The organism is Psychrobacter sp. FME6 (assembly GCF_014861365.1).
GTDB lineage: Bacteria > Pseudomonadota > Gammaproteobacteria > Pseudomonadales > Moraxellaceae > Psychrobacter.
In genome coordinates this window covers 1-24,837 of record NZ_RRYW01000034.1, presented here as the reverse complement: position 1 = coordinate 24,837, position 24,837 = coordinate 1, and the positions used below count along the sequence as shown (strand labels likewise).

Annotated in this window: 20 protein-coding genes; 14 read left to right on the top strand and 6 right to left on the bottom strand. The window is 43.4% G+C overall.

Annotated features, from left to right (window positions below; all coding sequences use genetic code 11):
- Nucleotides 1-108: 108 nt before the first annotated feature.
- Nucleotides 109-1,140, bottom strand: a complete 1,032-nt coding sequence (locus EI162_RS06835; protein ID WP_192523634.1) for an alpha/beta fold hydrolase — start codon at nt 1,138-1,140, stop codon at nt 109-111.
- Between the two features lie 211 nt (nt 1,141-1,351).
- Nucleotides 1,352-1,699, bottom strand: coding sequence for a carboxymuconolactone decarboxylase family protein (locus EI162_RS06830; protein WP_192523633.1), 348 nt, complete (start codon nt 1,697-1,699; stop codon nt 1,352-1,354).
- 702 nt (nt 1,700-2,401) lie between these two features.
- Between EI162_RS06830 and nfuA the strand changes: the two genes are divergently transcribed.
- Both nfuA and EI162_RS06820 read left to right on the top strand, forming a co-directional pair.
- Nucleotides 2,402-3,085: a Fe-S biogenesis protein NfuA gene (gene nfuA, locus EI162_RS06825; protein WP_192523632.1), complete on the top strand. Its 684-nt coding sequence runs from the start codon at nt 2,402-2,404 to the stop codon at nt 3,083-3,085.
- Between the two features lie 263 nt (nt 3,086-3,348).
- Nucleotides 3,349-4,659: an O-acetylhomoserine aminocarboxypropyltransferase/cysteine synthase family protein gene (locus EI162_RS06820; RefSeq protein WP_192523631.1), complete on the top strand. Its 1,311-nt coding sequence runs from the start codon at nt 3,349-3,351 to the stop codon at nt 4,657-4,659.
- 103 nt (nt 4,660-4,762) lie between these two features.
- On the opposite strand, the gene EI162_RS06815 is transcribed toward EI162_RS06820, so the two are convergent.
- A complete protein-coding gene (locus EI162_RS06815) occupies nt 4,763-5,782 on the bottom strand; it encodes an adenosine kinase (protein WP_192523630.1) in 1,020 nt (339 codons plus the stop codon).
- 52 nt (nt 5,783-5,834) lie between these two features.
- Nucleotides 5,835-6,797, bottom strand: coding sequence for a 16S rRNA (cytidine(1402)-2'-O)-methyltransferase (gene rsmI, locus EI162_RS06810; protein ID WP_192523629.1), 963 nt, complete (start codon nt 6,795-6,797; stop codon nt 5,835-5,837).
- A gap of 151 nt (nt 6,798-6,948) precedes the next feature.
- Between rsmI and EI162_RS06805 the strand changes: the two genes are divergently transcribed.
- The 8 genes from EI162_RS06805 (at nt 6,949) to hisC (ending at nt 15,280) form a co-directional block, all read left to right on the top strand.
- Nucleotides 6,949-7,422, top strand: a complete 474-nt coding sequence (locus EI162_RS06805) for a YraN family protein (RefSeq protein WP_192523628.1) — start codon at nt 6,949-6,951, stop codon at nt 7,420-7,422.
- Nucleotides 7,423-7,640: 218 nt separating this feature from the next.
- Nucleotides 7,641-8,471 carry a BON domain-containing protein gene (locus EI162_RS06800; RefSeq protein WP_192523627.1) on the top strand — a complete coding sequence of 277 codons (831 nt, stop codon included), beginning with the start codon at nt 7,641-7,643 and terminating at the stop codon, nt 8,469-8,471.
- Nucleotides 8,472-8,792: 321 nt separating this feature from the next.
- Nucleotides 8,793-9,740: an alpha/beta hydrolase gene (locus EI162_RS06795; protein ID WP_192523626.1), complete on the top strand. Its 948-nt coding sequence runs from the start codon at nt 8,793-8,795 to the stop codon at nt 9,738-9,740.
- Between the two features lie 125 nt (nt 9,741-9,865).
- On the top strand, nt 9,866-10,117 hold the full coding sequence (locus EI162_RS06790) for a BolA family protein (protein WP_318779297.1): 252 nt from the start codon (nt 9,866-9,868) through the stop codon (nt 10,115-10,117).
- A 103-nt stretch (nt 10,118-10,220) separates the two neighbouring features.
- On the top strand, nt 10,221-11,489 hold the full coding sequence (gene murA / locus EI162_RS06785; RefSeq protein WP_192523625.1) for a UDP-N-acetylglucosamine 1-carboxyvinyltransferase: 1,269 nt from the start codon (nt 10,221-10,223) through the stop codon (nt 11,487-11,489).
- A gap of 94 nt (nt 11,490-11,583) precedes the next feature.
- Complete coding sequence (gene hisG, locus EI162_RS06780; RefSeq protein ID WP_192523624.1) at nt 11,584-12,279, top strand: ATP phosphoribosyltransferase; 696 nt, start codon at nt 11,584-11,586, stop codon at nt 12,277-12,279.
- A 470-nt stretch (nt 12,280-12,749) separates the two neighbouring features.
- Nucleotides 12,750-14,045, top strand: coding sequence for a histidinol dehydrogenase (gene hisD, locus EI162_RS06775; protein WP_192523623.1), 1,296 nt, complete (start codon nt 12,750-12,752; stop codon nt 14,043-14,045).
- Nucleotides 14,046-14,146: 101 nt separating this feature from the next.
- On the top strand, nt 14,147-15,280 hold the full coding sequence (gene hisC, locus EI162_RS06770) for a histidinol-phosphate transaminase (RefSeq protein ID WP_192523622.1): 1,134 nt from the start codon (nt 14,147-14,149) through the stop codon (nt 15,278-15,280).
- A 368-nt stretch (nt 15,281-15,648) separates the two neighbouring features.
- Here hisC and EI162_RS06765 read toward each other — a convergent pair whose 3' ends face one another.
- Together EI162_RS06765 and EI162_RS06760 are read right to left on the bottom strand one after the other, a co-directional pair.
- A complete protein-coding gene (locus EI162_RS06765; protein WP_192523621.1) occupies nt 15,649-17,388 on the bottom strand; it encodes an anthranilate synthase component I family protein in 1,740 nt (579 codons plus the stop codon).
- A 2-nt stretch (nt 17,389-17,390) separates the two neighbouring features.
- Nucleotides 17,391-18,626 carry a beta-ketoacyl-ACP synthase II gene (locus EI162_RS06760; protein ID WP_192523620.1) on the bottom strand — a complete coding sequence of 412 codons (1,236 nt, stop codon included), beginning with the start codon at nt 18,624-18,626 and terminating at the stop codon, nt 17,391-17,393.
- Nucleotides 18,627-19,287: 661 nt separating this feature from the next.
- Between EI162_RS06760 and EI162_RS06755 the strand changes: the two genes are divergently transcribed.
- From EI162_RS06755 to fusA, 4 genes are all read left to right on the top strand, one after another.
- Nucleotides 19,288-20,595: an EcsC family protein gene (locus EI162_RS06755; RefSeq protein ID WP_192523619.1), complete on the top strand. Its 1,308-nt coding sequence runs from the start codon at nt 19,288-19,290 to the stop codon at nt 20,593-20,595.
- Between the two features lie 453 nt (nt 20,596-21,048).
- Nucleotides 21,049-21,423: a 30S ribosomal protein S12 gene (rpsL, locus tag EI162_RS06750; RefSeq protein ID WP_011281154.1), complete on the top strand. Its 375-nt coding sequence runs from the start codon at nt 21,049-21,051 to the stop codon at nt 21,421-21,423.
- A 210-nt stretch (nt 21,424-21,633) separates the two neighbouring features.
- The gene (gene rpsG, locus EI162_RS06745) at nt 21,634-22,107 is read left to right on the top strand and encodes a 30S ribosomal protein S7 (RefSeq protein ID WP_192523618.1); all 474 of its coding nucleotides are present in this window, start codon (nt 21,634-21,636) and stop codon (nt 22,105-22,107) included.
- Nucleotides 22,108-22,460: 353 nt separating this feature from the next.
- Nucleotides 22,461-24,587 carry an elongation factor G gene (gene fusA / locus EI162_RS06740; RefSeq protein ID WP_192523617.1) on the top strand — a complete coding sequence of 709 codons (2,127 nt, stop codon included), beginning with the start codon at nt 22,461-22,463 and terminating at the stop codon, nt 24,585-24,587.
- Nucleotides 24,588-24,837: the final 250 nt, after the last annotated feature.

Genomic DNA, 24,837 nt, shown 5'->3' with positions numbered 1-24,837 from the left:
TGGTGAAGATTTATGGATTAAAAAACTTATTGCCTAAAAAGCAATGACGCTAATACTGACACAGCCCATTACTCACTGACAAGTGTAAAGATGTTTAGGTCGGTATCTTTAATTGGCATATTTTTCAATCCACGCGGTAACGGTTGGCCAGATCTCTGTGGCAGCGTGACGACTAACCATAATGCGGCTATGCGTATAATCATCTAAATCACCGTGACTGAGCGCGTACTCTCGAAAGACGTTAGATGGGTTTTTAAAGTCGTCAAAAAACAGCTGACAACCAGTGGTAGGGGAGATGAACTTGTCGCCTTTAGCACTAATGGCATAAATAGGAATGGTGATTTTTGGCATATGATGCCGATAATCAAAATAACTGTCGTCAGCGCTATCTTGCTGAGTTATGTGGTTATTTACTTTATGGTTATGAAGATAAGCTTTATTTATCGCGTCTTTATTAAAAGAACCATTATCCATCGCACTTTTTTTTATAAAACTGCTTTTAAAGTGATGGTGTAGATTCCAGTCAAACCACTGACTCATCGTATAATAACTCTCGTTAAAGGGTCCTATTTTGAGTTTTTTGGCAGGAATATGACCAAGCAGACGCGTAAATAGTTTGGCGCTGAGAATTTTAGTGTGGTTTATCGGTTTTATTGCGGCAGCATAGGCTTGGCAAGCAAACAGGGTGATGCTGTTTATGTTATCGATATAACCTGGGTTTTGGATTAAAAATATGGTTAAGCCAACACCGCCGCCGCTATGGGTAACGCAGTGTAGATTGTTAAGTTTTAAGGTGTCAAAGAAATAACGGAAGGTCGCTTCATAGTCATAGGTCGCAACGGTTTCGAAATTAAACTTTTCTTTTGCTATCGAGCTATTACCATGACTGCGCCACTCCATAATGTAGCAATGATGACCAAAGCTGGCGAGATACTCGGCGATTTTTAGGCAGGTTTGTTTGTCCGAAAAAGTCCCATGGGTCAAAAATATATTTTGGGTTTTTATTGTCGATTTATTGGTGGCTAGAGTTTCTGTGGGTGTGTCTGTTATTGTGCAATCTTTTGTGTCAGCTACAATTTTCCAAACGGCGACTTGTTCGCCATCTTTGGTGTCCACTAAATTTAGTGTTTGTATTGTCATAAAATAAGTCTCTATTAATGTGGTTCATTTTTAATAAAGTCGTCAATAAATATTTGCTGAGTTATAGCATAACTCAGCTGTTAGATGAGTTTTATCGCCATTCCTTGAATAAGAACTTACTCCAGCATAACAATAATAAGCATAAAAAACTGCCAACAGTTATTTAACCATTGGCAGTGTTATACATAGTGAGTTTAAGCAGTCATTAAAATTAGCTTTCTTTACTAAACTCGTTGAATGAAGCGACCGCTTCAGCGGCATACATCATCGAAGGACCGCCACCCATATAGATGCACATGCCTAATGTTTCCGCGACTTCCTCTTCTGTCGCGCCAAGCTGCACTAAAGCTTTGGTATGAAAACCAATACAAGCATCGCAACGTGCGCCAACTGCTAATGCTAAGGCAATAAGCTCTTTGGTCTTTTTATCCAATACGCCGTCAGCCGTTGCTGTGGCACCAAGCTGCGAGAATGCTTTGGTGGTCTCAGGGATATGCTTATGTAGTTTTGCCATATTGGTTGAAACGTGTTTGGTGATGTCTTTAAAAGATTTACTCATGAAATGCTCCTGATAGGTGATAGCCATTGAATCGATAGTTTTAAAACTGCAACAGATACCAATAGATTAAATAATTTACTATACTTAATTATAATATATAAAATTACATAATAAAGCAAGCTGCTTTTTGATGAGGTCTGTAGATGAGGTATTTAAAAGTGGTTGTGCGCTGAATTTGTATTGATCAACTATTTTAGTGACTTAGTTAGGTGACTTAGTTAGGTGACTTGGTTGAGTGACTTGGTTGAGTGACTTGGTTGAGTGACTTGATAAGCATGTGAGCTGTCTTTATATAGGAAGGGATGTATCAATCTTGGCATGGGTCAACACGCAACTTTTATGCTTATACGGCTCAAGTGGCTTTTATAAGTAAATTTATTAGAAAATCAGATATTCAATGCCATTAAAAAAACCGATAGCAGTTATTCACTACCGTCCTGGTTTAATTCACAGTAGCGCGGTCGGAATTATCGTCTGAGTGCGGTATAATAGCTTTTATAAACTGATCAATATCTTAATAACAGCGTTAAGAGTAGTGTGAAGAACAACGTCATCAAAAGCAGTAAAGTGACAGACCGTAGTGATGGGTAGCCCCTGTAATTTATGCCGATTTATATTCGTTCAAATACTCAAGATAACCAAATTCACGACACAGTAGCCATAACAGATATAGCGTTTGTGTCATAACACATAGGAAGCATTATGAGTGAACACAATCCAACTGATACTCAAGTAGAACCTGCTGCCGATTACGAGTCAGCGTTAGATACTGAGCAAAGTGATGCAAAAAGCAACATTACCATCACTGAGGCCGCGCAAGGTTATTTGGCAGACTTGTTGTCTAAACAAGATACCGATGGTATCGGCGTGCGTATTTTCGTTGAGCATCCGGGTACACCGCGCGCAGAATGCTGTATGGCTTATAACCAGCCGGGCGAAGAAGACAGTGCTGATTTGAAATTCAGCTACGATGACTTCTCTGCTTTTATTGAAGCGGCATCAGTGCCTTACCTAGAAGATGCGGTGATTGACTATAATAAAGACCGTTTTGGTGGTCAGTTGACATTCCGTGCGCCGAACTCAAAAGTGCCAAAAGTTGGTGCCGATGCCAGTGTCGAAGAACGTATCAACTATGTCTTGCAGTCTGAGATTAATCCAAGCTTGGCGGCCCATGGTGGCGATGTCCAATTACTTGAACTGATTGATGAAGAAGGCGTTGGCTTGACTGCTGTATTGAAATTCGGTGGTGGTTGCCAAGGGTGTTCGGCGGTTGATATGACCTTGCGTCAAGGGGTTGAAGTGCAGCTTAAACAACAAATTCCAGAGCTGACCCAAGTGATTGATGAGACTGACCACACCCGTACTGAGAATGCTTACTACAAATAAATACCGATGAGTTGTTATAAAAGTAATGACGATATCGCCTATGAATATGCTTATTAGTTTCATTGCTTATGACTATTTGTCATTAAGAGATGAGATATTTGCTATTCTTTTAATAAAGAAGCTGGGTTATGATTAACTCAGCTTTTTTTATATCTATCGTTCAGCGATAGGTGCTTTCATATAAGTTGTAATCTGAATGTTTTAAAGCATCTTTTAATCATCGAATATTTATTTAATAGAAAATTGAATTTTAGGAGCGCAATATGAGTGACGGACAACCAGCTAAGCAAACAGAAAGTACTCCACGCCTAGAGACCTTGGCGATTCATGCCGGTTATAGTGTTGAACCAACTACCAAAGCGGTCGCGGTACCTATTTATCATACCAGCTCGTATGCTTTTGATAACACCCAGCACGGTGCTGATCTGTTTGATTTAAAGGTCGCAGGTAATATTTATACTCGTATCATGAACCCGACCAACGCAGTGCTAGAAGAACGCGTTGCCGCGCTGGAAGGCGGCATAGGTGCACTTGCCGTGGCTTCTGGTATGGCGGCCATCACTTATGCGATTCAGACTATATGTGAAGCGGGCGATAATATCGTCGCGGTATCGACGCTATATGGTGGCACTTATAATTTATTTGCTCATGGACTGCCACGTCAAGGTATCGAAGTACGTTTTTTTGACCACAAGGATCCTGAAGCGATTCGCAATTTAATCGATGATAAGACCAAAATGGTCTTTGCCGAAAGTATCGGTAATCCGCTCGGCAACATCGTTGATATCCAAGCCCTGAGTGATATCGCTCATGAATATGGTGTACCAGTGGTGATTGATAGTACGGTCGCCACGCCTGCACTGTGTCGTCCGTTCGAGTTCGGTGCTGACATCGTTATTCATTCCTTGACCAAATATATGAGTGGTACTGGTACCTCGATAGGCGGAGCGATTGTGGATAGCGGAACTTTCCCTTGGGGCGATTATCCTGAGCGTTTCCCACTATTAAATACCCCCGATGCCAGCTATCATGGCGTAAACTTCGTCCAAGACGTTGGCGCGGCGGCATTTATCGCCCGTGCTCGCGTGGCACCGCTGCGTAATACTGGCGCGGCACTTAGCCCGCTTAATGCCTTTGGTATTTTGCAAGGCATGGAGACGTTAAGTCTGCGTATGGAGCGTCATGTCGAAAACGCCCAAGCCGTCGCAGAATACCTACGTGACCATGACAAGGTCGATTGGGTGAAGTACGCTGGTCTGCCTGATCATCCTGAGCATGAACTTGCTAAGAAATACATGAAAGGCACGCCGTCTGCTATTTTAACCTTTGGCGTCAAAGGTGGCCTTGAAGCAGGGGCACGCTTTATCGATGCGTTGCAGCTGATTACCCGTCTGGTTAATATTGGTGATGCTAAATCTTTGGCTTGTCATCCAGCAACGACGACCCATCGTCAGCTTAATGAGCAAGAGCTTGAAAACGCCGGCGTCAGTACGGACATGGTGCGTTTATCGATTGGTATCGAGCACATCGAAGATATCAAAGCCGATTTAGAGCAAGCGTTAGCCTCAGCTTAAGGTGCAATTTTTTGCTAAATTAAAAACATAACTATTCAGTAAATAAAAAGCCCATATCATTGATATGGGCTTTTTTATTCAGGGTCAAAAGCAAAAATATGCCCTAGGCTGATAGGACACGCTGAGCGATATCTTTATAATCTTTTGAGGCCAAGCGCGGCCCGAACTGTTGAATCACCTGTGCCGCTACTTCGCTGGCAAGACGACCACATTCTGGCAAGCTGTATTGCTGCGATAAAGCGTATAAAAAAGCGCCAGAATAGTTATCGCCTGCGCCATTGGTATCGATCACATTGGTAACGGCTGGGGTAGGAACTTGATGGATTTCAATATCTGTCTCACCATTTGGTTGATGGGCGATGATGGCACCATTGGCACCATCGGTAACCACGGCCGTTTGGCAATGCTCAAGTAGCGCCCGCGCCGCTGCCTTATGTTGCTTTTTATCGGTGAATAACTTTGCTTCTTCGCTATTACAAAATATCACCGCGACTTTATTGCCGAGCATGTTAAGTAAGCCTTCTTTGGCAAACTTCACTACGGCTGGATCGGCAAAACTCACGGCGATTTTTGCACCATGAATGCCTGCTTGTTGGCGCAATTGGGTCATCGCTGGCTGGATACCTTCAGACATGGCTAGATAGCCTTCTAGATATAACCAATCTGCTTGGGTTAGCGCATCAAAATCGACGTTATCAGCAGTAATATCGCTTGAGGTACCAAGAAAAGTCTGCATGGTACGTTCGCCATCTTCGGTCACTGCGACCACGCACGAGCCAGTTACTCCACCGGCATGGATGGATTTTTCTGACGTCGCAACGCCGCCTTCATGTAAGTCTTTTAGGTAAAACTCCCCTTGCTGGTCATCACCAACACGGCAGGCGTAAAAAGGTTTGCCGCCCAAGCTTGCAAAAGCATACATGGTATTGGCAGCTGAACCGCCGCCCGCTTGCTTTGATGGTTCAATGTCTGCAAGCTTAAAATAAGCCAACAACTGCTGCTGCTCTTCGATACCTGCCAGCGTCATATTGCCTTTGGTCAAATCTGTTTCTTCAAGCGCGGCATCTGACAACATATATTCGTGGTCAACCAAAGCATTCCCTATCGCCATTACATTGTACATTGCTTATGTCTCCTCAATTAAGTGATAAACGTCTATTCTTGATAGTTAAAAATCATTCAGCTTGTTGTAGCTCAAGCAACCGCTGATATAGTGCGTTCTTTTTTACGCCAGTAATATCGGCGGCCAAGGAAGCGGATTTTTTAACCGATAAATCTTCTAGTAAGCGCTTCAATAATGTATCGTGAATACTGATATCGTCCGAATCCTGCGCCACATTAACGCCAGCGACCACCACCACTATTTCACCACGCTGTTGATTGTCATCTGCTTTGACAAACTCAACCAAATCACCCAACGTACTCTTATGTACCGTCTCAAAGGTTTTGGTCAGTTCACGACAAAACGTGACTTCGCGCTCGGCACCAAATATCGTTGCCATATCTTCTAAACTGGCGATAATGCGATGCGGGGCTTCATAAAATATCAGCGTTTCAGTACGTGAGTTTAGAGCAGACAGTTGCTTTTGGCGTCCATGAGTTTTTGCTGGTAAAAAACCAATAAAGCTAAAACGGTCTGAGGGCAGTCCTGCAACCGAGAGCGCAGCAATGGCAGCAGACGCGCCAACGATAGGTGATACTCGAACGCCTGCAGTATGTGCCGCTTGCACCAATTGATAACCTGGGTCACTGACCAGTGGCGTACCAGCATCACTAATCAGAGCGACCGAATGACCTTGCTCGATCATCTCGATAATTTTGGGCGTTTGAATCGCGCTATTGTGTTCATGATATGCCCACAGTTTATTATGTCCTTTTTGCTTCACTGCTGTATCAGCGTCATCTGCATCACCATTTTCGATGTGATGGGTTGCTGGGTTTTTAGCGTCGTCAGCTTTACTGCCTTTGGTCTCGATGCCAAAATGTGACAGTAGCTTGCCTGACGTTCGCGTATCCTCACAGGCAATGATGGCAACCTGCTTTAAGACGTCAATCGCATGTGGCGTCATGTCGCTAAGATTACCAATCGGCGTAGCGATGATATATAGACAAGCTGGCATCGCGGTAGGGCTAGACATGAAAACCTCGGAGTATTAAAAGCGGGAATTAAAAAAATAAGATGACACTACTATCCATACTGACATTATCTGTCCTCTGACTCAGTCAAGGAGCAAGTGACAAAATGGCCGACAGATAAAAGATGGAGGGCGCGAAAGTGGTTAGTTTAGCATGATGTGCTATGATAATTCTGAAATGTTAAACAGACTAACAAACCTCATGGCGAACCATAAACCTTTAGCCCTTACTTCACCAAAGCAGCGCCAAGGCAGTCTGTTTGAACAACAGGCGTGTGAGTTTTTACAGGCGCAAGGGTTGGTATTGGTTGCGCAAAACTGGCAACAGCCAAAAGTGGGTGAGCTGGACTTAGTGATGGTAGAAAAAGGGTCGGCGTGGTCGACACTGGTATTTATCGAAGTGCGTCAAAGACAGCGTTCAAACTTTGGTGATGCCGCAGTCAGCGTGACGCCAAGCAAACAACGTAAAATTATCAAGGTGGCGCGCTATTTTTTGCAGCAACATCCCACATATCATAACTGTGAATGCCGGTTTGATGTGATTGCCTATAATACCACTGATAAAAACAATAAGAAAAATGAACCACCAGAATGGCTACAAGGCGCTTTTATAAGCGCAGCATGGTAGTTGATTGCCTTTATTTTTTGACTGACAGCGAAATAACAATCAGCATCTTTGCATCAAGGTATCGTTACCAAAAGCCTAACTATCTACCATAAAAATTAAGTAAAGTAGCTGAATTAAAATTATTAACGTAAGCACGATTTTTATAAACGCTACAGCTATCAATCGTCATTATTGTCAATCATGTTCTACATTATCAACCATGTTTCAAGAGGTAAGTCATGACACGGATGCATTTGCGCACTGCTATAGTTGGCTCAACACGTCGTACGGTGACTGGTGTTATGCTAATGGCCAGCATCGTCACCACTGGTTGTACCACCAACTATTTAACCAATAGTACAGAAGGTAATTATGGCGTACCGATGACGGAGCGTACCATTCCGCAGCGATTGCTCGATCGCAGTATCGAACATACGGTCAAAATCAATGTCTATGGCCTCAAAGAAGATTTGCAGCAAACCAGCCGCATGGGTATTGATAGCTTTAATAGCGAAGTTCTATTGACAGGCGAAGTACCTACCGAGGCAATCAAAGCAGAAGTTGAAAAAGTTGTCAGCTCGATGCCAGATGTACGCCGTGTCTATAACGAGATGAATGTCAGTGCTTCAAAAGGCTATAGCTCGACCGTCCATGATGGTTATATTACTTCAAAGCTGCTGGCAAAGGTCGCTGCTAATAGTGGGGTCAAAGCCTCACAGGTTAAAGCTGTCACTAATAATGGTGTGGTCTATATCATGGGGCGTATGACCCCAACGCAGCAAAGCCATTTGATTGATATTGCCAATAGCACCGTTGGTGTGACGGAGCTGGTATTGCTGACCACCGTCGTCGATGATAGAGGGGTAAAGATAAGCGAAGACGATATCATGTATGAGAATGATTTGGGCAATTCTGAGGCAGTGGCTGATGCGAGTGCTAGCCCCAGCCTGAATAAATCTGTAGAAAATAATACTGCTAATACGGCGACACCCATTGTCATCACAGAAGAAGGGGAGCCAGTCGATCAACCCTCATCTAGCTCATATATTGACCTTTACCAAGATCAGTAAACAACGACTATTCAATAGTGTGATTTAGTTTAGCTAAGCTAAGCGATTTGAGCACTCAAATAGAGTTTTAGAGGCTGATTGTGGTTAGGGTCGTATGGTATTTATGACAATAAGCCTAAACAGCACTAACAGGAAAAACACGAAAAGTCCTTATCTAGCCAGTAAGATAGAAGCCAGTAAAAATAAAATAGTGCAGTAGACGTGCCAGCACAATATCGAATGACAGTGTCAGATGGGTTTTTATAAATAGACTGTCGTGATGCTATAGTCGTAATGCGATAAATGGTGGGTCAATATATAAATATAATAGGGATACTGGCGATGAAGGATGTAAGTACAGCGACACAAACAACTAAGACAAGCACGCCCAAACTTATCAGCACAGGTATTACCACCGTACTAGCAGTTGGTGGAATTGTGCTGGCTACCCAGCAGGCCCAAGCGTTATCACCACTTGCTATCGTCAATGGTATTACCTCAAGTGGCGGTGTGGGTGTGAGCAAAAATATTCTATATGGCGATGAACCATTGCAAGACTTGGATGTTTATTACCCCAAATCTTTAACGAAAGCCATGAAAGCCGAGAGTACTATTACTGGTAGCTATCCCATGGTAGTTTTTGTTCACGGTGGCTCGTGGGAGAATGGTAATAAAGATCAATATGCCTTTGTCGGTCAAAGTTTGGCACAAGCCGGCTATGTCACGGCGGTGATTAATTACCGTAAAGCACCTGAGCATGTGTATCCTGACTATGTAGAAGATGCGGCACAAGCGATTGCTTGGAGTATCGATAATGCGACCAGCCTGCATGCTGATCCTAAGCGATTGGCGGTTGTCGGGCATTCTTCTGGTGCATTTAACGCGGTTGCAGCGGTCGCTAATGAAGACTTTTTGGCCCCTTATGGTATAAAGCCAACAGATATCGCGACAGTCATTGGTATTGCTGGTCCTTATAGTTATGACTTCCGAAAATTTGATAGTTCGACAGCTTTTGCTGCCGATGCCACACCAGACGACGTCATGCCAGACCGTCAAATAAAAGGCGAGCAGCCACCCTACTTATTGTTGACTGCCGAAAAAGATAAGATTGTCCACGTGACCAACACCATTAAAATGACACAGGCTTTAAAAGATGCAGGGGTTAGCGTGGAAACAGGTGACATCGAAGGAGCCAGTCATGCCACCAGTATTGGTGCGATGGCGCCACCACTGCGTTGGATCAATGATGTGCGTGCTCAGGTATTGGCGTACTTGGATAAAGCGCTCTAATGCTATTCATCCATGAATAGTTAAGCGCAGTTACGTAAGACAGTACTGTAAGATGCTTAAACTCTTGTTATAATGTTGTCACTTTAAATCTATACCCTATCTTAACCTTTAAGGCAGAATACTTTATGAGCATGAACGCTGACGATTTGATCGCATTTTTACAAACTCACTTCCCAGACGCTTTTATTCAAGCTGCCAACCAAGGTACGAAATTTGATGTACGCGTGGTTGATGCCAGTTTCGAAGGCAAACGCGCCGTTCAACGTCAGCAAGCCGTCTACGCGCTGGTTAATGATAAAATTGCGAGCGGTGATATCCATGCGCTTAATATTCAAGCATTAACGCCTGCTGAATGGGAAGTTCAATCGCAAGGCTAATACTTTTTATATCTGACTAGATTTGTGTCACTGGCAATTTTTTGCTGGTCTATAACTACTGGTTTTCATACTTTTTTATACTCATTGCTAGGTTGTCACCTTTATGGATCAATTTTTAATCACCGGTAGCAGTCGTATCGCAGGGGAAGTTACTATCTCAGGCGCCAAAAATGCCGCGTTGCCGTTACTTGCGGCGATGATATTGGCTGAGACGCCGACGACACTGCACAATGTACCATCGCTACAAGATGTGCGTACCTTGATTAAATTGATCGGTGGCATGGGTATCAATATCCAAAAACAAGACGATACCGTTACTTGCGATACCAAGAGTATCGATAACTTTTATGCGCCGTATGATTTGGTCAAAACTATGCGTGCCTCAATTTTAGTGCTTGGGCCATTGTTGGCACGTTTTGGGGAAGCCGAAGTCTCCTTGCCAGGTGGTTGTGCCATTGGCTCTCGTCCTGTTGATCAGCATCTAAAAGCCTTTGAGGCCATGGGCGCTGAAATTAGCGTAGAGAATGGTTACGTGAAAGCGCAAGCACCAAAAGGCGGCAAGCTAATCGGCTGTAACTTCTCATTTGACATGGTTACCGTTGGTGGTACGGAAAACGTGATTATGGCAGCCACGCTTGCCAAAGGCACTACCGTGTTGGGTAATTGCGCGCTGGAGCCAGAAGTGGTGGATTTGGCCAATATGCTGGTTGCCATGGGCGCCAAAATAAGCGGTATCGGTACGTCAACCATGACTATCGAAGGCGTTGAACGTCTACATGGTTGTGAATATTCAGTGGTGCCAGATCGTATCGAGACAGGGTCTTACCTTGCTGGGGCGTTGATGACGCGCGGTGATGTATTGGCCAAAAATACTTCTGCGCTATTATTATCACCTGTACTAGAGAAGTTTGAAGATATGGGTGCAATCATTACTACTGGTGATGATTGGATTCGCGCGCAGATGACAGGTCGCCCAAAAGCCGTTGATATTCGCACACAGCCGCATCCTGGTTTTCCCACCGATATGCAAGCGCAGCTAATGGCCATTGCTTGCATTGCCGATGGTACCAGTACTTTCATCGAGAATATCTTTGAGAATCGCTATATGCATGTACCTGAACTTAATCGTTTGGGCGCTTCTATCCAAGTCGATGGCCATACTGCGGTTGTGAAAGGAGTGGAAAACTTCACTGCTGCTCCTGTTATGGCGACGGATTTACGTGCCTCTATGTCATTAGTGATGGCAGCGGCGACTGCTGAAGGCGAGAGCTTAATCGACCGCATTTATCATATTGACCGTGGCTATGAGCATGTCGAAGACAAATTGCGTGCGCTGGGCGTCAATATCGAGCGTATTAGTACCAACGATTAGTTTTGATGGCTTAGTTAAATACGGCATTAAAGCATTGCAAAATTAAAAAATTCCCTGTGATGGGGATACCAACTGTACACGGATATGAGTCATTATGACTGAAGCAAGCAACAACCTACCAAGTAACGGTTTATTAAATGAAGTAAATGATGAGTTTGCAGGTTTAACACTGGCCTTGTCAAAGGGTCGTATTTTAGAAGAAACGATGCCGTTGCTACGTGCTGCTGGCGTTGACTTGTTAGAAGACCCTGAAGCGTCACGCAAACTCATTTTCCCTACCTCAAATCCTAATGTTCGCGTATTGATTTTACGCGCCAGCGACGTACCTACTTATGTAGAGCACGGTGCAGCGGATTTTGGGGTGGCAGGTAAAGATGTGTTGCTCGAGCACGGCGCCAATCATGTTTATGAATTGCTTGATTTGCAGATTGCCCAATGTAAGCTGATGACTGCTGGGGTAAAAGATGCGCCACTACCCAATCGTCGTCTGCGTATCGCCACCAAATATGTCAATGTTGCGCGCGCTTACTTTGCCAGCCAAGGTCAGCAAGTAGATGTGATTAAGCTTTATGGCTCAATGGAGCTTGCGCCATTGGTCGGCTTGGGTGATTTGATTGTCGATGTGGTCGATACGGGTAATACCTTACGTGCCAATGGCCTTGAAGCACGCGATCATATTTGCGATGTGTCCTCACGCCTTATCGTCAATCAAGTGAGCTATAAACGCAAATTTGCCCTACTGGAACCTATCTTAGATAGTTTTAAAGACAGTATTGCCAGCGCCTCATAAATTAGTGCTTTATAAAACGATGACAATCATTGGTAATATCAAGCACCATTATACAAATTTTAAAACCAGTTTAGCGCTCTATGATAGACATAGCGTGCTAAACTGGTTTTATTGTGTTGGTTGCTAGACCATTAAGTTTAGGCCACGGCCTAGGGCGTGTCATCATTTAGATTGTGAGGCTTAAAATGAGCAAAATTGTAGTCAAACAAGGAAAATAGCGCAGATAATATCGAGATATTAACCAGTTATTTGACGATGTTTGGCAAAATTTAGCCATTTTAAGACCACTAAATGATTAAATGTGCTAATTGATGACATGCCCTAGTATCATTTGAATAAGAAAACATGCAATAAGCAGTTACAAGCAACCATAAAATTTGTGAACCGCAAACACGCTTTATGTCTCTTTATAAGTGGTCTTATAGCGTGTATTTTTAGCAGTATTTTATGCTCAAACATAGGATGGAATCATGCGCCAGTTAAGTACCCAAGATGCCGATTTTGACAGTCAATTGACACAATTATTAGCCTTTGAAACGGTCAATGATGTTGAGTTACTAAAAACGGTAGATGATATTATTGCTAACGTGCGTCATGGTGGCGATAGCGTGGTACTGGCACTGACCCAACAGTTTGATCAGCATCCAGCAACGACGATGCAAGAGTTAGAGCTGTCTAAAGAGGCGCTTGCTGAAGCGTTTTTGAATCTTGATGGTACTGTCAAAACGGCACTGATCACCGCGGCGACACGGGTACAGTCTTTTCATGAGCGCCAAGTACAAGAGACTTGGCAGTATGAAGATGAGCTGGGTAATCGCTTGGGTCAAAAGGTCACACCACTTGATCGCGTCGGTATTTATGTACCAGGCGGTCTAGCGTCTTATCCGTCTTCGGTATTAATGAATGCTATCCCTGCTAAAGTTGCTGGCGTCAAAGAAGTTATTATGGTGGTACCCGCCCCAAAAGGCGTCCTCAATCCATTGGTATTGGCAGCGGCGCATTTAGCCAAGGTTGATCGCGTCTTTACCATTGGTGGCGCACAAGCGGTTGCCGCATTAGCTTACGGTACTGAAACTATTCCAGCAGTAGACAAAATCACCGGACCGGGCAATAAATATGTCGCTGCGGCCAAACGTGCGGTATTCGGTCAAGTGGGCATCGATATGATTGCCGGTCCCTCTGAAGTATTAGTCTATGCAGAAGGCGAGGCGCAAGATCGCGCTGATTGGCTAGCGATGGACTTATTATCACAAGCTGAGCATGACCGTATCGCCCAAGCTATCTTTGTGACGACAAGTCGTAAGCAACTTGAAGAAGTCGCCGCAGAAATCGAAAAAGCATTGGCAGAATTACCAAAAGCCGATATCGCCCGTGACTCGCTAAAAAATCGCGGCGCGCTTATATTGGTTAAAGACCGCGAGGAGGGCATGGTGGTTATTAATCGCGTTGCCCCTGAGCATTTAGAATTGTCTGTCGATGAACCCGACGCATTGCTTGATGACATTCGTCATGCTGGTGCCATCTTTATGGGTCGTCATACACCAGAGGCGATTGGCGATTATTGTGCTGGTCCCAATCATGTGTTGCCAACCTCGGGTACCGCGCGTTTTTCTTCGCCATTGGGCGTTTATGATTTTCAGAAGAAATCATCGATTATTTATTGTTCTGAATCTGGTAGTAAGCCGTTAGCAGAAACTGCAGATATTTTAGCGCAGCGTGAGGACTTAGAAGCCCATGCGCGTTCAGCCCGTTATCGTTATCAGTAATATGTTTTGGATACTTTGAGAGTTACTTTTAAATGGTACTTTTGGATAGTACTTTTAAAACCTGTTTTTAATAATTTATGTGGCTAATAGTAGGATAACTTATGAGTGAGTTAAAGATAGATACCAGGCTTTGGTCATCTAAAGCGCGTAATTTGTCACCTTACGTCCCTGGCGAGCAGCCTCAGCATGATAATTTATGCAAATTAAACACCAATGAAAATCCATTTCCGCCCTCACCAAAAGTAGGGGAAGCCATCGCCAAAGTCTTAGAGCAGCAAGCGGATGAACTGCGCTTATATCCTGCGCCTGAATCTGATGATTTGCGTGGCGCATTGGCAGAGCTATATAATCTTGATATCAACCAAGTGTTCGTTGGTAACGGCTCGGACGAAGTGCTGGCGCTAGTGTTTGCCAGTTTTTTCTTAAAGGAACGCCCCGTTTTAGCGCCTGATATTAGTTATAGCTTTTATCCTGTATATGCGCAGACATTTGGCGTAGAGCTGGTACAAATTGCCCTAGAAGCTGATTTTAGTGTCAGCCCTGATGCCTATCGTCAGCCGTGTAGCGGTATCATCATTGCCAACCCTAATGCGCCAACCGGTTTATTATTGTCGCTTGCTGATATTCGTAAACTTGCCAGCGAGCATTCGAATTCTGTGGTGGTGATTGATGAGGCGTATATAGATTTTGCTCAGGTAGAAGAAGGCAGTACGGATTCTGAGCTATCAGCCATCAGCCTTATTAATGAGTGTGACAATATACTTGTGACTCAAACCTTTTCAAAATCACGCTCGCTGGCTGGACTGCGTGTTGGTATGGCGTTTGGTAATGCTTCATTGATTGAGGCGCTAACCCGGATGAAAAATAGCTTTAATAGCTATCCATTAGATAAGTTGGCGCAAACTGGCGCGACAGCTAGTGTGTTGGATGTTGAGTATTTTGAGCAGACTTGTCAGCAAGTGATCGATTTACGCACCTCGTTGACAGCAGAATTGACCGCGCTAGGTTATGACGTGTTGCCATCACATGCCAACTTTGTCTTTGCCCGTCCAAAAGATGGCAAGGCGAGTGCTGTAGCGAGTGCATTGCGCGAACAGGGTATTATTGTTCGTCATTTCGAGAAGCCTCGTGTGGAAGAATACCTGCGTATTACTATCGGCACGCAGTCGCAGCATGAGCGTTTGATCAGTGCATTAAAAGCGTTGCAAGCAATTGAGGGTGTCGAAGCTAACTGATGTTTGGCTCTACTGTAATACCAAACCCAAAAAGTACGATTAGCCGTGTCAAACTCGTTTAGTCTACAAGGCGTAGCACTTGCACTCGTTTTCCTTGCTACTCTAATTTTTGTGAATGGTATAATATTGAAGCGACACAATATTTATCAGCAATAAAAAGAGCCTGCTAACATCATGTTAGCAGGCTCTTTTGTACTACTTTAAGCAGTTTTTGAACACACAGCTAATCGTATTTTTTGGGTTTGGTATTATAGTCAGTGAGAAGTAATATCGCTACATCATGTACTGCAGGTACCGTTTTTTCTAGCTTGCTGTGCCTACGCAGACAGAGGCTGCAAAAAAACTATACCCGCAGTATCGTAGCGCTTTTAAAGTATTTGAACTATAGCTGTTTTAGCAAGAACGGATAGCAAATTACCCACTTTATCGAGACATTCTTGATATTCAGCATCGCAGTCAGAAGCGACAGTGATGCCGCCACCTGCCCATAAACTGACTTGCTTCGTATTGTTTGCTACATCATCTGCTGTGCTGGTTGCTTGCAGGGTACGAATTAGTACATTCCATTGTCCACTACCATCAAAATTCATATAACCCATGGTGCCGCAATAAGCACCACGTGGGGCGTTTTCCAATTCAGAGATAATCTCGACCGCGCGTTTCTTTGGTGTTCCAGTGATTGAGCCTGCGGGCAAGCTGCCAAATAATACGGCAAGCGGATGAGTATCTGTGCGTAATTCAGCGGTAATGGTGCTGACCATATGATGCACATTGCTAAAGCTTTCAATCGCAAATAACTGCGGCACTTTTACGCTACCTATCTTGGCATACTTACCCAAATCATTCCGCAATAAATCGACAATCATCACGTTTTCGGCGCGGTCTTTTTCACTATCGATGAGTTGTTGTTTATAGTTATTGTCCTGCTCAGCAGTTGCACCACGTGGCATCGTACCTTTAATTGGCTTAGTACGTATATGGTGTTTACCAGTGGCACCGTCTTTGATAAAGGTGAAAAATAGCTCGGGAGAGCAGCTTAAGAGCTCAAAGCTGCTTGTGCGCTCAGTAGAATTGTCTGGCTTATTACTATTAGCGTTATCATTTAAATGTTGAATCGCTAAATACCCTGCGAAGGGCGCTTGTGTATTACGATGTAGAGCAGGCAAGTAATCGATGATATTCGATGTTGATTGTGTATGAGTGAGACGACCCTGCCACTCTTGGGTTAGATTGATTTGATAGCAGTCGCCTTGCTGTAGATAGTTTTGCGTTTGACCAAAGGCTTGCTGATAATGACGCTTGCCCCATCGTGCATTTAATAGCAAAGAAGCAGGCGCTGACGAGGTTTCAAGTTGCGCTTGGTTGATGTTTTTTCGATTAGGATGTTTATCAGACAGTTTTTTATCTAACGCATCTAAATAAGCAATAAGGGCTATGACAAGTTTGTTTTTTTGTTCTTCATCAATATCTTTATTTGACGCGTTAGCCGTGCTATTTACTTCTAACTGCCAACCTGAGTTATCATTTTTTTTAGGGGTTAGATAGATATCATAATGTCCAAGTAGCGCACACGGCTGTGCTGCCAGCTCAATGTTGCTCGCTGGGCTTAGCTCGTGAGCGGCAATATCATAACCAATAAAACCGATGAGACCGTGATGATAGTTGGGTTTTTTATTTGTTTTAAATGTTGAGTGTGAGTCATTGCTATTACTATCGATGTTATAAGCTTGACTATAAGCAATCAATTCATCTTGCCATTCACTGTAGCACATATAGGTTGTTGTGACGGTGCTGTGATGAATATGGTGGCTGGCGCGGCAAGTTTTTTCGACTTTATAAAGCGTTTCTTGTTTGTCAGAAGGAGGCGGGTCATTCGCACCGTAATAAACGGACCAGCTTACTGTCGGTAATAAGCCAATGATGGGCTGCCCGTCGTTATTGAGCCAAACCAATTGCCAGTTTGCCTTAGCATCTTGAGCGTATAAATATTGCTGTAGCGGCGGCATCAGTTCTGCGGCAGGTAAGTCACCAAAACGCCAGCTAGGTTTGGTAGCTGGCGATGGCGCAGAAACTGTCTGCTCAGTTTTGTGATTAAATGGTGCGACCATATTTAGGCGTCAAATTTTTTGATGATGAGGGTAGCATTTGTGCCGCCAAAGCCAAAGCTATTACTCATGAGCGTTTCGAGCTTAACGTCACGCTTGTCAGTGACAATATCAAAGCCTTCGGCAGCAGGATCGAGTTGCTCAATGTTGATACTGGGGGTGATAAAGCCTTCTTTTAGCATCAATAAGCAATAAATCAGCTCTTGAGCACCGACTGCACCCAAGCTATGGCCAGTCATGGATTTGGTCGAGCTAATAGCGGGTACTTGACTGACATCATCGCCAAAGACTTTAGCAATGGCTTTGAGCTCGGTGATATCGCCTAATGGCGTGCTCGTACCGTGACTATTTATATAATCGACGCTTTGTAATCCTGCTTCAGCAAGGGCTAGCTGCATACAGCGAACGGCACCTTCGCCACTTGGTGCAACCATTTCTGCACCGTCTGAGCTGGCACCGTAACCGACGATTTCGGCTAAAATATTGGCACCGCGCGCTTGGGCATGTTCTAAACTTTCTACCACCACCATCGCACCACCAGCGGCAATCACAAAGCCATCACGGTCTTTATCATATGCTCTTGAGGCAAGTTTCGGCGTATCATTATACTGAGTACTCATTGCGCCCATGGCATCAAACATACAAGACTGTGTCCAGTGTTCAGCTTCACTACCACCGGCGAGTACCACGTCCGCCTTGCCTAGCTGGATCAGCTCAGCGGCATGACCGATACAATGGGTTGAGGTGGCACATGCAGAAGATAGAGAGTAGGAAATACCATGGATTTTTAAACCCGTCGCTAGTGCTGCAGATACCGAGCTGCCCATGGTTTTTGGTACAGCCATGGCGCCGACACCGCGTAGACCTTTTTCGCGCATCGCATCAATAGCATTGACGATATTTTCGGTTGAGGCGCCGCCTGAACTTGCTACTACGCCCACACGCGGATTGTTATTAATAGTCTCAAGTGATAATCCAGCGTGCTCAATAGCATTTAAGGCGCTGACATAGGCATAGAGACTGGCGTCGCTAAAAAACCGTTTTAATTTACGGTCGATAGCTGAGGTATCAAGCGCTGATTTATCGATACTACCGCTAAGGTGTGATTTAAATTGGTGCTCAGCATACGATTCATTGAATGTAATGCCAGAGCGGCCTTGTTTAAGAGAGTCGGTGACAGTAGCTAAATCATGTCCGATACAAGAGACAATCCCTGCTCCAGTGATAACAACGCGGCGCATATTCTATTCCTTATGAGTAACGATTTTGGAGAATTACCTTTAGCAATCGTTTTTGAATACTGACTTCTATTATTCAACCTCAAACGTCTCTCTTTTTAATATTAAGAATGTTCTAATCGAAGAGGTTCGCGAGTATTAAATGCTTATTTTGTAGCCATTATAACGGTCATCATAAACCTATATACTCTATAAATGGCTAACTATAAATAGAAGTACAGCTGTACTGTGAGTTATGGCATATCATAACGTATCAAGAGCCTAAAATCTTTGTATAAGTGCAAAATAACCACAAAATAATGCGTATCTTCAAAAACAAGTACCTATTGGTTTTAGCAGTTTTGAGCGTCGTAAAAGCTGCTATGTTAGTCATAAAATAGAACCAGTTTATAGATGATTTACTTTATAACAGCTAGCGCATAGCTACCGGCGTATCGATTTTATTTAGAACTGCCTATATTTATACTACACATCATAAAGTTGTATCTTAAAGAAATTGGCCGGTCATCAATAAGTGATACTTTTAGATACAAAACGGATGAGAGCAATAACATTGTTAGCACTGACATTTAGACTGATTATTCGTTAGAATGGTACACTGATTAATACTAAAAAAATAAGCAGTTTATAATAAATAACCAAACCATATATTAAGGATATCATCATGGCAAAGCGTAGCACTCTTTCTAAAAGTATCACCACCGTTGGCTCTTTTACTCGTAATAATCTTGAACGAGTAGGGGCGGTCATAGATAGTATGAATGCTAAAACCAGTAAACCGCGTCAATTTAAAGCGGTTAACCTAGGCGATGAAGATTATCAGCAAGACTTATTCCGTGAACAAACCTTAAAAGCAACCCAGCAGTTATTGGGGCCGCGTTTTGCCACTTATGGTAAATACGCCAAAAAAGTGGTGCCCAATAGCTTTTTTCAATCGACGTTAGATGGGGCATTTGCTCAGATTGCCAAGCTTGCTGCCAATTGGAGCCAGATTGATCTGCCCAATCAACATCGCTTTGCCGATATTGCCAGCTTAGATAATGAGCAGCGCTATGCATTGGCAACCGACATCGCCAATCAAAACCGCGCGCTTGCAACGCTAGGCGGGATTACAGGTTTAGCTGGTTTGCCAGGGCTACTTGCTGATACGCTGTGGTTGCTATTGGTTTCATTACGTACCGTTTACCAATTGGGCGCGGTCTACAATAAGCCGCTAACGGGTAAGCAAGGTGTCAAGATGGCCTATGAGCTGCTTGCCAATGCTGACTTGAGCAAAATGCAAGAAAAACAAGCGTTGCTAGCAGGTATAGGCATCGGTAAGGGCTTACTAGATAATGCACAAAGCAGCGGTCTACACAGTGAGCTTAAAAATCTGGGCCTAAAAAACACCAACGTAAACTTCTATGCTGAGCAAGTCGATAAAATTGCAGGTCAGGTTGGTATTGATTTAGACCAAATCAATCTATCGTGGATGCGCCGCTTATTACCGTTCACCGCGGTCTTCATTGGTATGCGCTACAACAGTCAGTTGATCGATGAAGTGATTGGTGTTGCTCAAGCGACTTTTGCGCCTGAAACCAAGCTTGCCAATCGTGCGATTACGGATGACAGTAGCAGCGAAGCAGAGGTCACTAAACCTGCTGATAAAGACAAGCAGCAGGACTCTAAAAACGCTGAAAGTCTTGAAGATGCTAAGCAAAAAGAAACAAAGGCAAAAGATACTGCCGAAAGCACTAATATAGAGTCAGAAAAAGCAACAGCTAAAAAAACAGATAAGAAAAGTAGTGGCAAAGAAGATAGCGAGAAAAAAGACGCTAAGCCGGAAAATGTGACACAAAAGAATACTAAGCAAAAAGTCTCAGAGAAGCAAAAAGCCTCAGAGAAAAAAAGTGATAAAAAGGGTAGTGCCGCCAAACCCTCTGAAAAAAGCACAAATGACACTGATAAAGCAGTCGATAAACAAAGTAAGTAGAGCGGTGATACCTGCCTAGTTTTTCTATTTTGTATAAAGCAAACTCATACACTGTAATCTGCTCAAAGGTGTGAGGTGTTTTTAATTATGACGATAGTATCTTTTTCTATTGAAAAATAAGATAATATCGTCATATAACCACTGTAAATCGCTGTTTATTTATTTCTAAATATCTTATCTAAATTATGCACAGCGTTACTTTCGATACCATATTTAGTAGTCTGTTTTTAGTTAGTTTTAAATTAACAACAGATAAAATAGTATGGTAGTAGGCGTTAAGCATATCTATCGAATGTTGTAAAGTAAAACCATTCATAAGTGGTTGAAATAGCTGCAACAACTCTTTATAATACATTGTCCTAAAAATGGGTGCTCCGAAATCTGCCACTAACGTCAGATGAGGGTGTATTGCCCCATTTTTTTGTTTTATACCAAACGGGAGAAGGATGCCTTATGGCAACAACTAACCAATTGATTCGTAAAGGTCGCAAAACCATCAAGGAAAAGTCAAAAGTTCCTGCGTTGGAAGCGTGTCCACAGCGCCGCGGTGTATGTACTCGTGTATATACTACCACGCCTAAAAAACCTAACTCAGCCATGCGTAAAGTATGTCGTGTACGTTTGACTTCAGGCTATGAAGTATCAAGCTACATCGGCGGCGAAGGTCATAACCTACAAGAGCACAGTGTTGTTCTTATCCGTGGTGGTCGTGTAAAAGATCTACCTGGTGTACGTTATCACACCGTTCGTGGTGCACTAGATTGCGCAGGCGTAAAAGACCGTAAACAAGGTCGCTCTAAATATGGTGCTAAGAAGCCTAAAGTTTAATAACTAACCGTTATTAAATGAGCTTTTTTGTATCACCCATTAACTGTGCATGGGTCTGGTGTCAGCGATAACTTTATTAAGTAGATGATTTATTGCTATAACATACCGCCATGCAGTAAGGCTGACTGACAACTCGATATAACGCCACCTAATATACAACTGGTGCGAGATTGTGAATGTCAGACACTCCTGAAGAAAAGGATTATTATTATGCCAAGACGTCGCGTCATTGCTACCCGTGAGATCCTACCGGATCCTAAGTTTGGTAGCCAAACTGTTGCAAAATTCATTAACCATGTAATGAGCCATGGTAAAAAATCTACTGCTGAGCGTATCGTTTATGGTGCACTAGAAACAGTAAGTGAAAAGCGCAAGATTGAAGATCCAGTCGCTTTCTTTGAAGAAGTCTTAGAAAATGTACGCCCAATGGTAGAAGTGAAAGCTCGCCGTGTTGGCGGTGCAACCTATCAAGTACCAATGGAAGTACGCCCCTCCCGTCGTACCGCCTTGGCTATGCGTTGGTTAGCTGAAGCTGCTGTTAAGCGTTCTGAAAAATCAATGGCTTTGCGTTTAGCAGGCGAATTGAATGATGCTGCTGATGGCAAAGGCGCTGCTATGAAAAAGCGTGACGAAGTTCACCGCATGGCAGATGCTAACAAAGCATTCTCTCATTACCGCTTCTAAGATGTTTTTTGAATGGCTGTTATACAGTGGTTCTAGATTAATGACTGAGGTCAATTAATCGCACATTGTTTTTATTCTATTGATTGCCGCCATCATCCGTTCGGTTGTAAGTAAGTTTAACTTATTAGCAGCTGAGATGGCGGATATCTATCAAGATGTTCCTCTTAAACGATACTGTTTACTAGGGAGCATCCTAGATTTGATGCCGCACTATTCTTAGTATTTGCTCTTTTATTGTCCGTATTAGGTCCAATGATCAGTAAGTAATATTACGAAGCTGAACGCTTTGTCATAGAGTATGAGGTAGAGACACAACTCATTATTATATACACGACTTTTCCTAGGAAAACACTATGGCTCGTAAAACTCCCCTAAAGCGCTATCGCAATATTGGTATCTCAGCGCACATTGATGCTGGTAAGACGACCACTACTGAGCGTGTTTTGTTCTATACCGGTGTTAGTCACAAGATTGGTGAAACCCATGACGGTGCAGCTACCATGGATTGGATGGAGCAAGAACAAGAGCGTGGTATTACTATCACCTCAGCGGCGACTACTTGCTTTTGGTCAGGTATGGCGAAGCAGTTCGACGAACACCGTATCAATATCATTGACACCCCAGGTCACGTTGACTTCACGATTGAAGTTGAACGTTCTATGCGTGTTCTTGATGGCGCTTGCATGGTTTACTGTGCAGTAGGCGGCGTTCAGCCACAGTCTGAGACCGTATGGCGTCAGGCAAACAAATATAAAGTACCACGTCTTGCATTTGTCAACAAAATGGATCGCGTTGGTGCAGATTTCTATCGCGTTATCGACCAAATCAAAACTCGTCTAGGTGGCAAGCCAGTACCTTTGGTTATTCCAATTGGTAAAGAAGACGACTTTGAAGGTGTGGTTGATCTAGTCAGCATGAAAGCCATTTATTGGGACGAAGCGTCTCAAGGTATGGAATATGACTTGCGCGAAATTCCAGCTGAACTACAAGAAAAAGCAGAAGAGTATCGCGAGTATCTGGTAGAAAACGCAGCTGAAGCCACTGAAGAGTTAATGGAAGAGTACTTAGAGAACGGTGAATTGTCAGAAGAACAAATTCATGGTGCGCTTCGTCAATTAACCATTAACAATGAAATCATCCCACTACTTTGTGGTACTGCCTTTAAAAACAAAGGTGTGCAAAGAATGTTGGATGCGGTTATTCAGTATCTTCCAGATCCAACAGATGTACCTGCTATTAAAGGTATCCTGAACGATAAAGAAGAAAGTGAAGGCTTCCGTGAATCTTCAGATGACGAGCCATTTTCAGCGCTTGCATTTAAGATTATGAATGACAAGTTCGTTGGTAACTTAACCTTCGTTCGTGTTTATTCAGGTGTCATCAAGCAAGGTGGTAGTGTTTACAACCCTGTTAAAATGAAGCGTGAGCGTGTTGGCCGTATCGTACAGATGATGGCAGATTCACAACAAGAGCTTGAAGAAATTCGTACTGGTGATATCGCAGCGTTAGTTGGCATGAAAGATGTGGGTACTGGCGATACGCTATGTGATGAAAGCAACATCATTACACTTGAGCGTATGGAATTCCCAGATCCAGTTATCAGCCTAGCGGTTGAACCTAAGACCAAAGCTGACCAAGAAAAAATGTCAATTGCTTTGGGTCGTTTGGCTAAAGAAGATCCATCATTCCGTGTACATACTGACGAAGAGTCGGGTCAGACGATCATCAGTGGTATGGGTGAGCTGCATCTTGAGATTCTAGTTGACCGTATGAAGCGTGAGTTTGGTGTTGAAGCCAACATCGGTGCGCCACAGGTTGCTTATCGCGAAACGATTCGTGAAACCATCGAGCAAGAAGGCAAATTCGTCCGTCAAACAGGTGGTCGTGGTAAATTTGGTCACGTTTGGTTACGTCTTGAGCCACTTGATCCAGCAGGCGACGTCGAATATGAATTCGCTGAAGAAGTGGTTGGTGGTACGGTACCAAAAGAATTCCACAGTGCGGTTGATAAAGGTATCCAAGAGCGCATGAAAAACGGCGTACTTGCTGGTTACCCAATCGTTGGTGTAAAAGCGACTTTGTATGATGGTTCTTACCATGATGTTGACTCGGATGAGTTATCATTTAAAATGGCTGGTTCTATCGCTTTCAGAAAAGGTTTCATGGCGGCAAACCCTGCGCTACTTGAGCCTGTAATGAAAGTAGAAGTTGAAACACCTGAAGACTACATGGGCGATATCATGGGCGATCTTAACCGTCGTCGTGGTATGGTTCAGGGTATGGAAGACTTGCCTGGCGGTACTAAGCAGATTCGTGCTGAAGTACCATTAGCGGAAATGTTTGGTTATGCCACGCAAATGCGCTCAATGTCACAAGGCCGTGCAACGTACTCTATGGAATTCCAAAAGTATGCTGAGATTCCAAAATCAGTTGCTGCTGACATTATCTCTAAGTTCAACTCTAAAGATGATGACGAGTAAAATTGTATAAATAAAAGCAATATACTGCTTAGCGTTATATTGTTAATAGGAAATACGCCAATAATTGGTTAAAAGGCTTGTTATTGGCGACAATTTTCTTATAATATCTGCACATTAGTATGTGCACCCTTTTAATAATTATCTTAATGTGGTCGATACTCGCTTAATTATGTTATAAATTTTAGGTGGTTGACCCCAAAAAAAGAGGAAATACCCATGGCAAAGGCCAAGTTTGAACGCAACAAGCCAC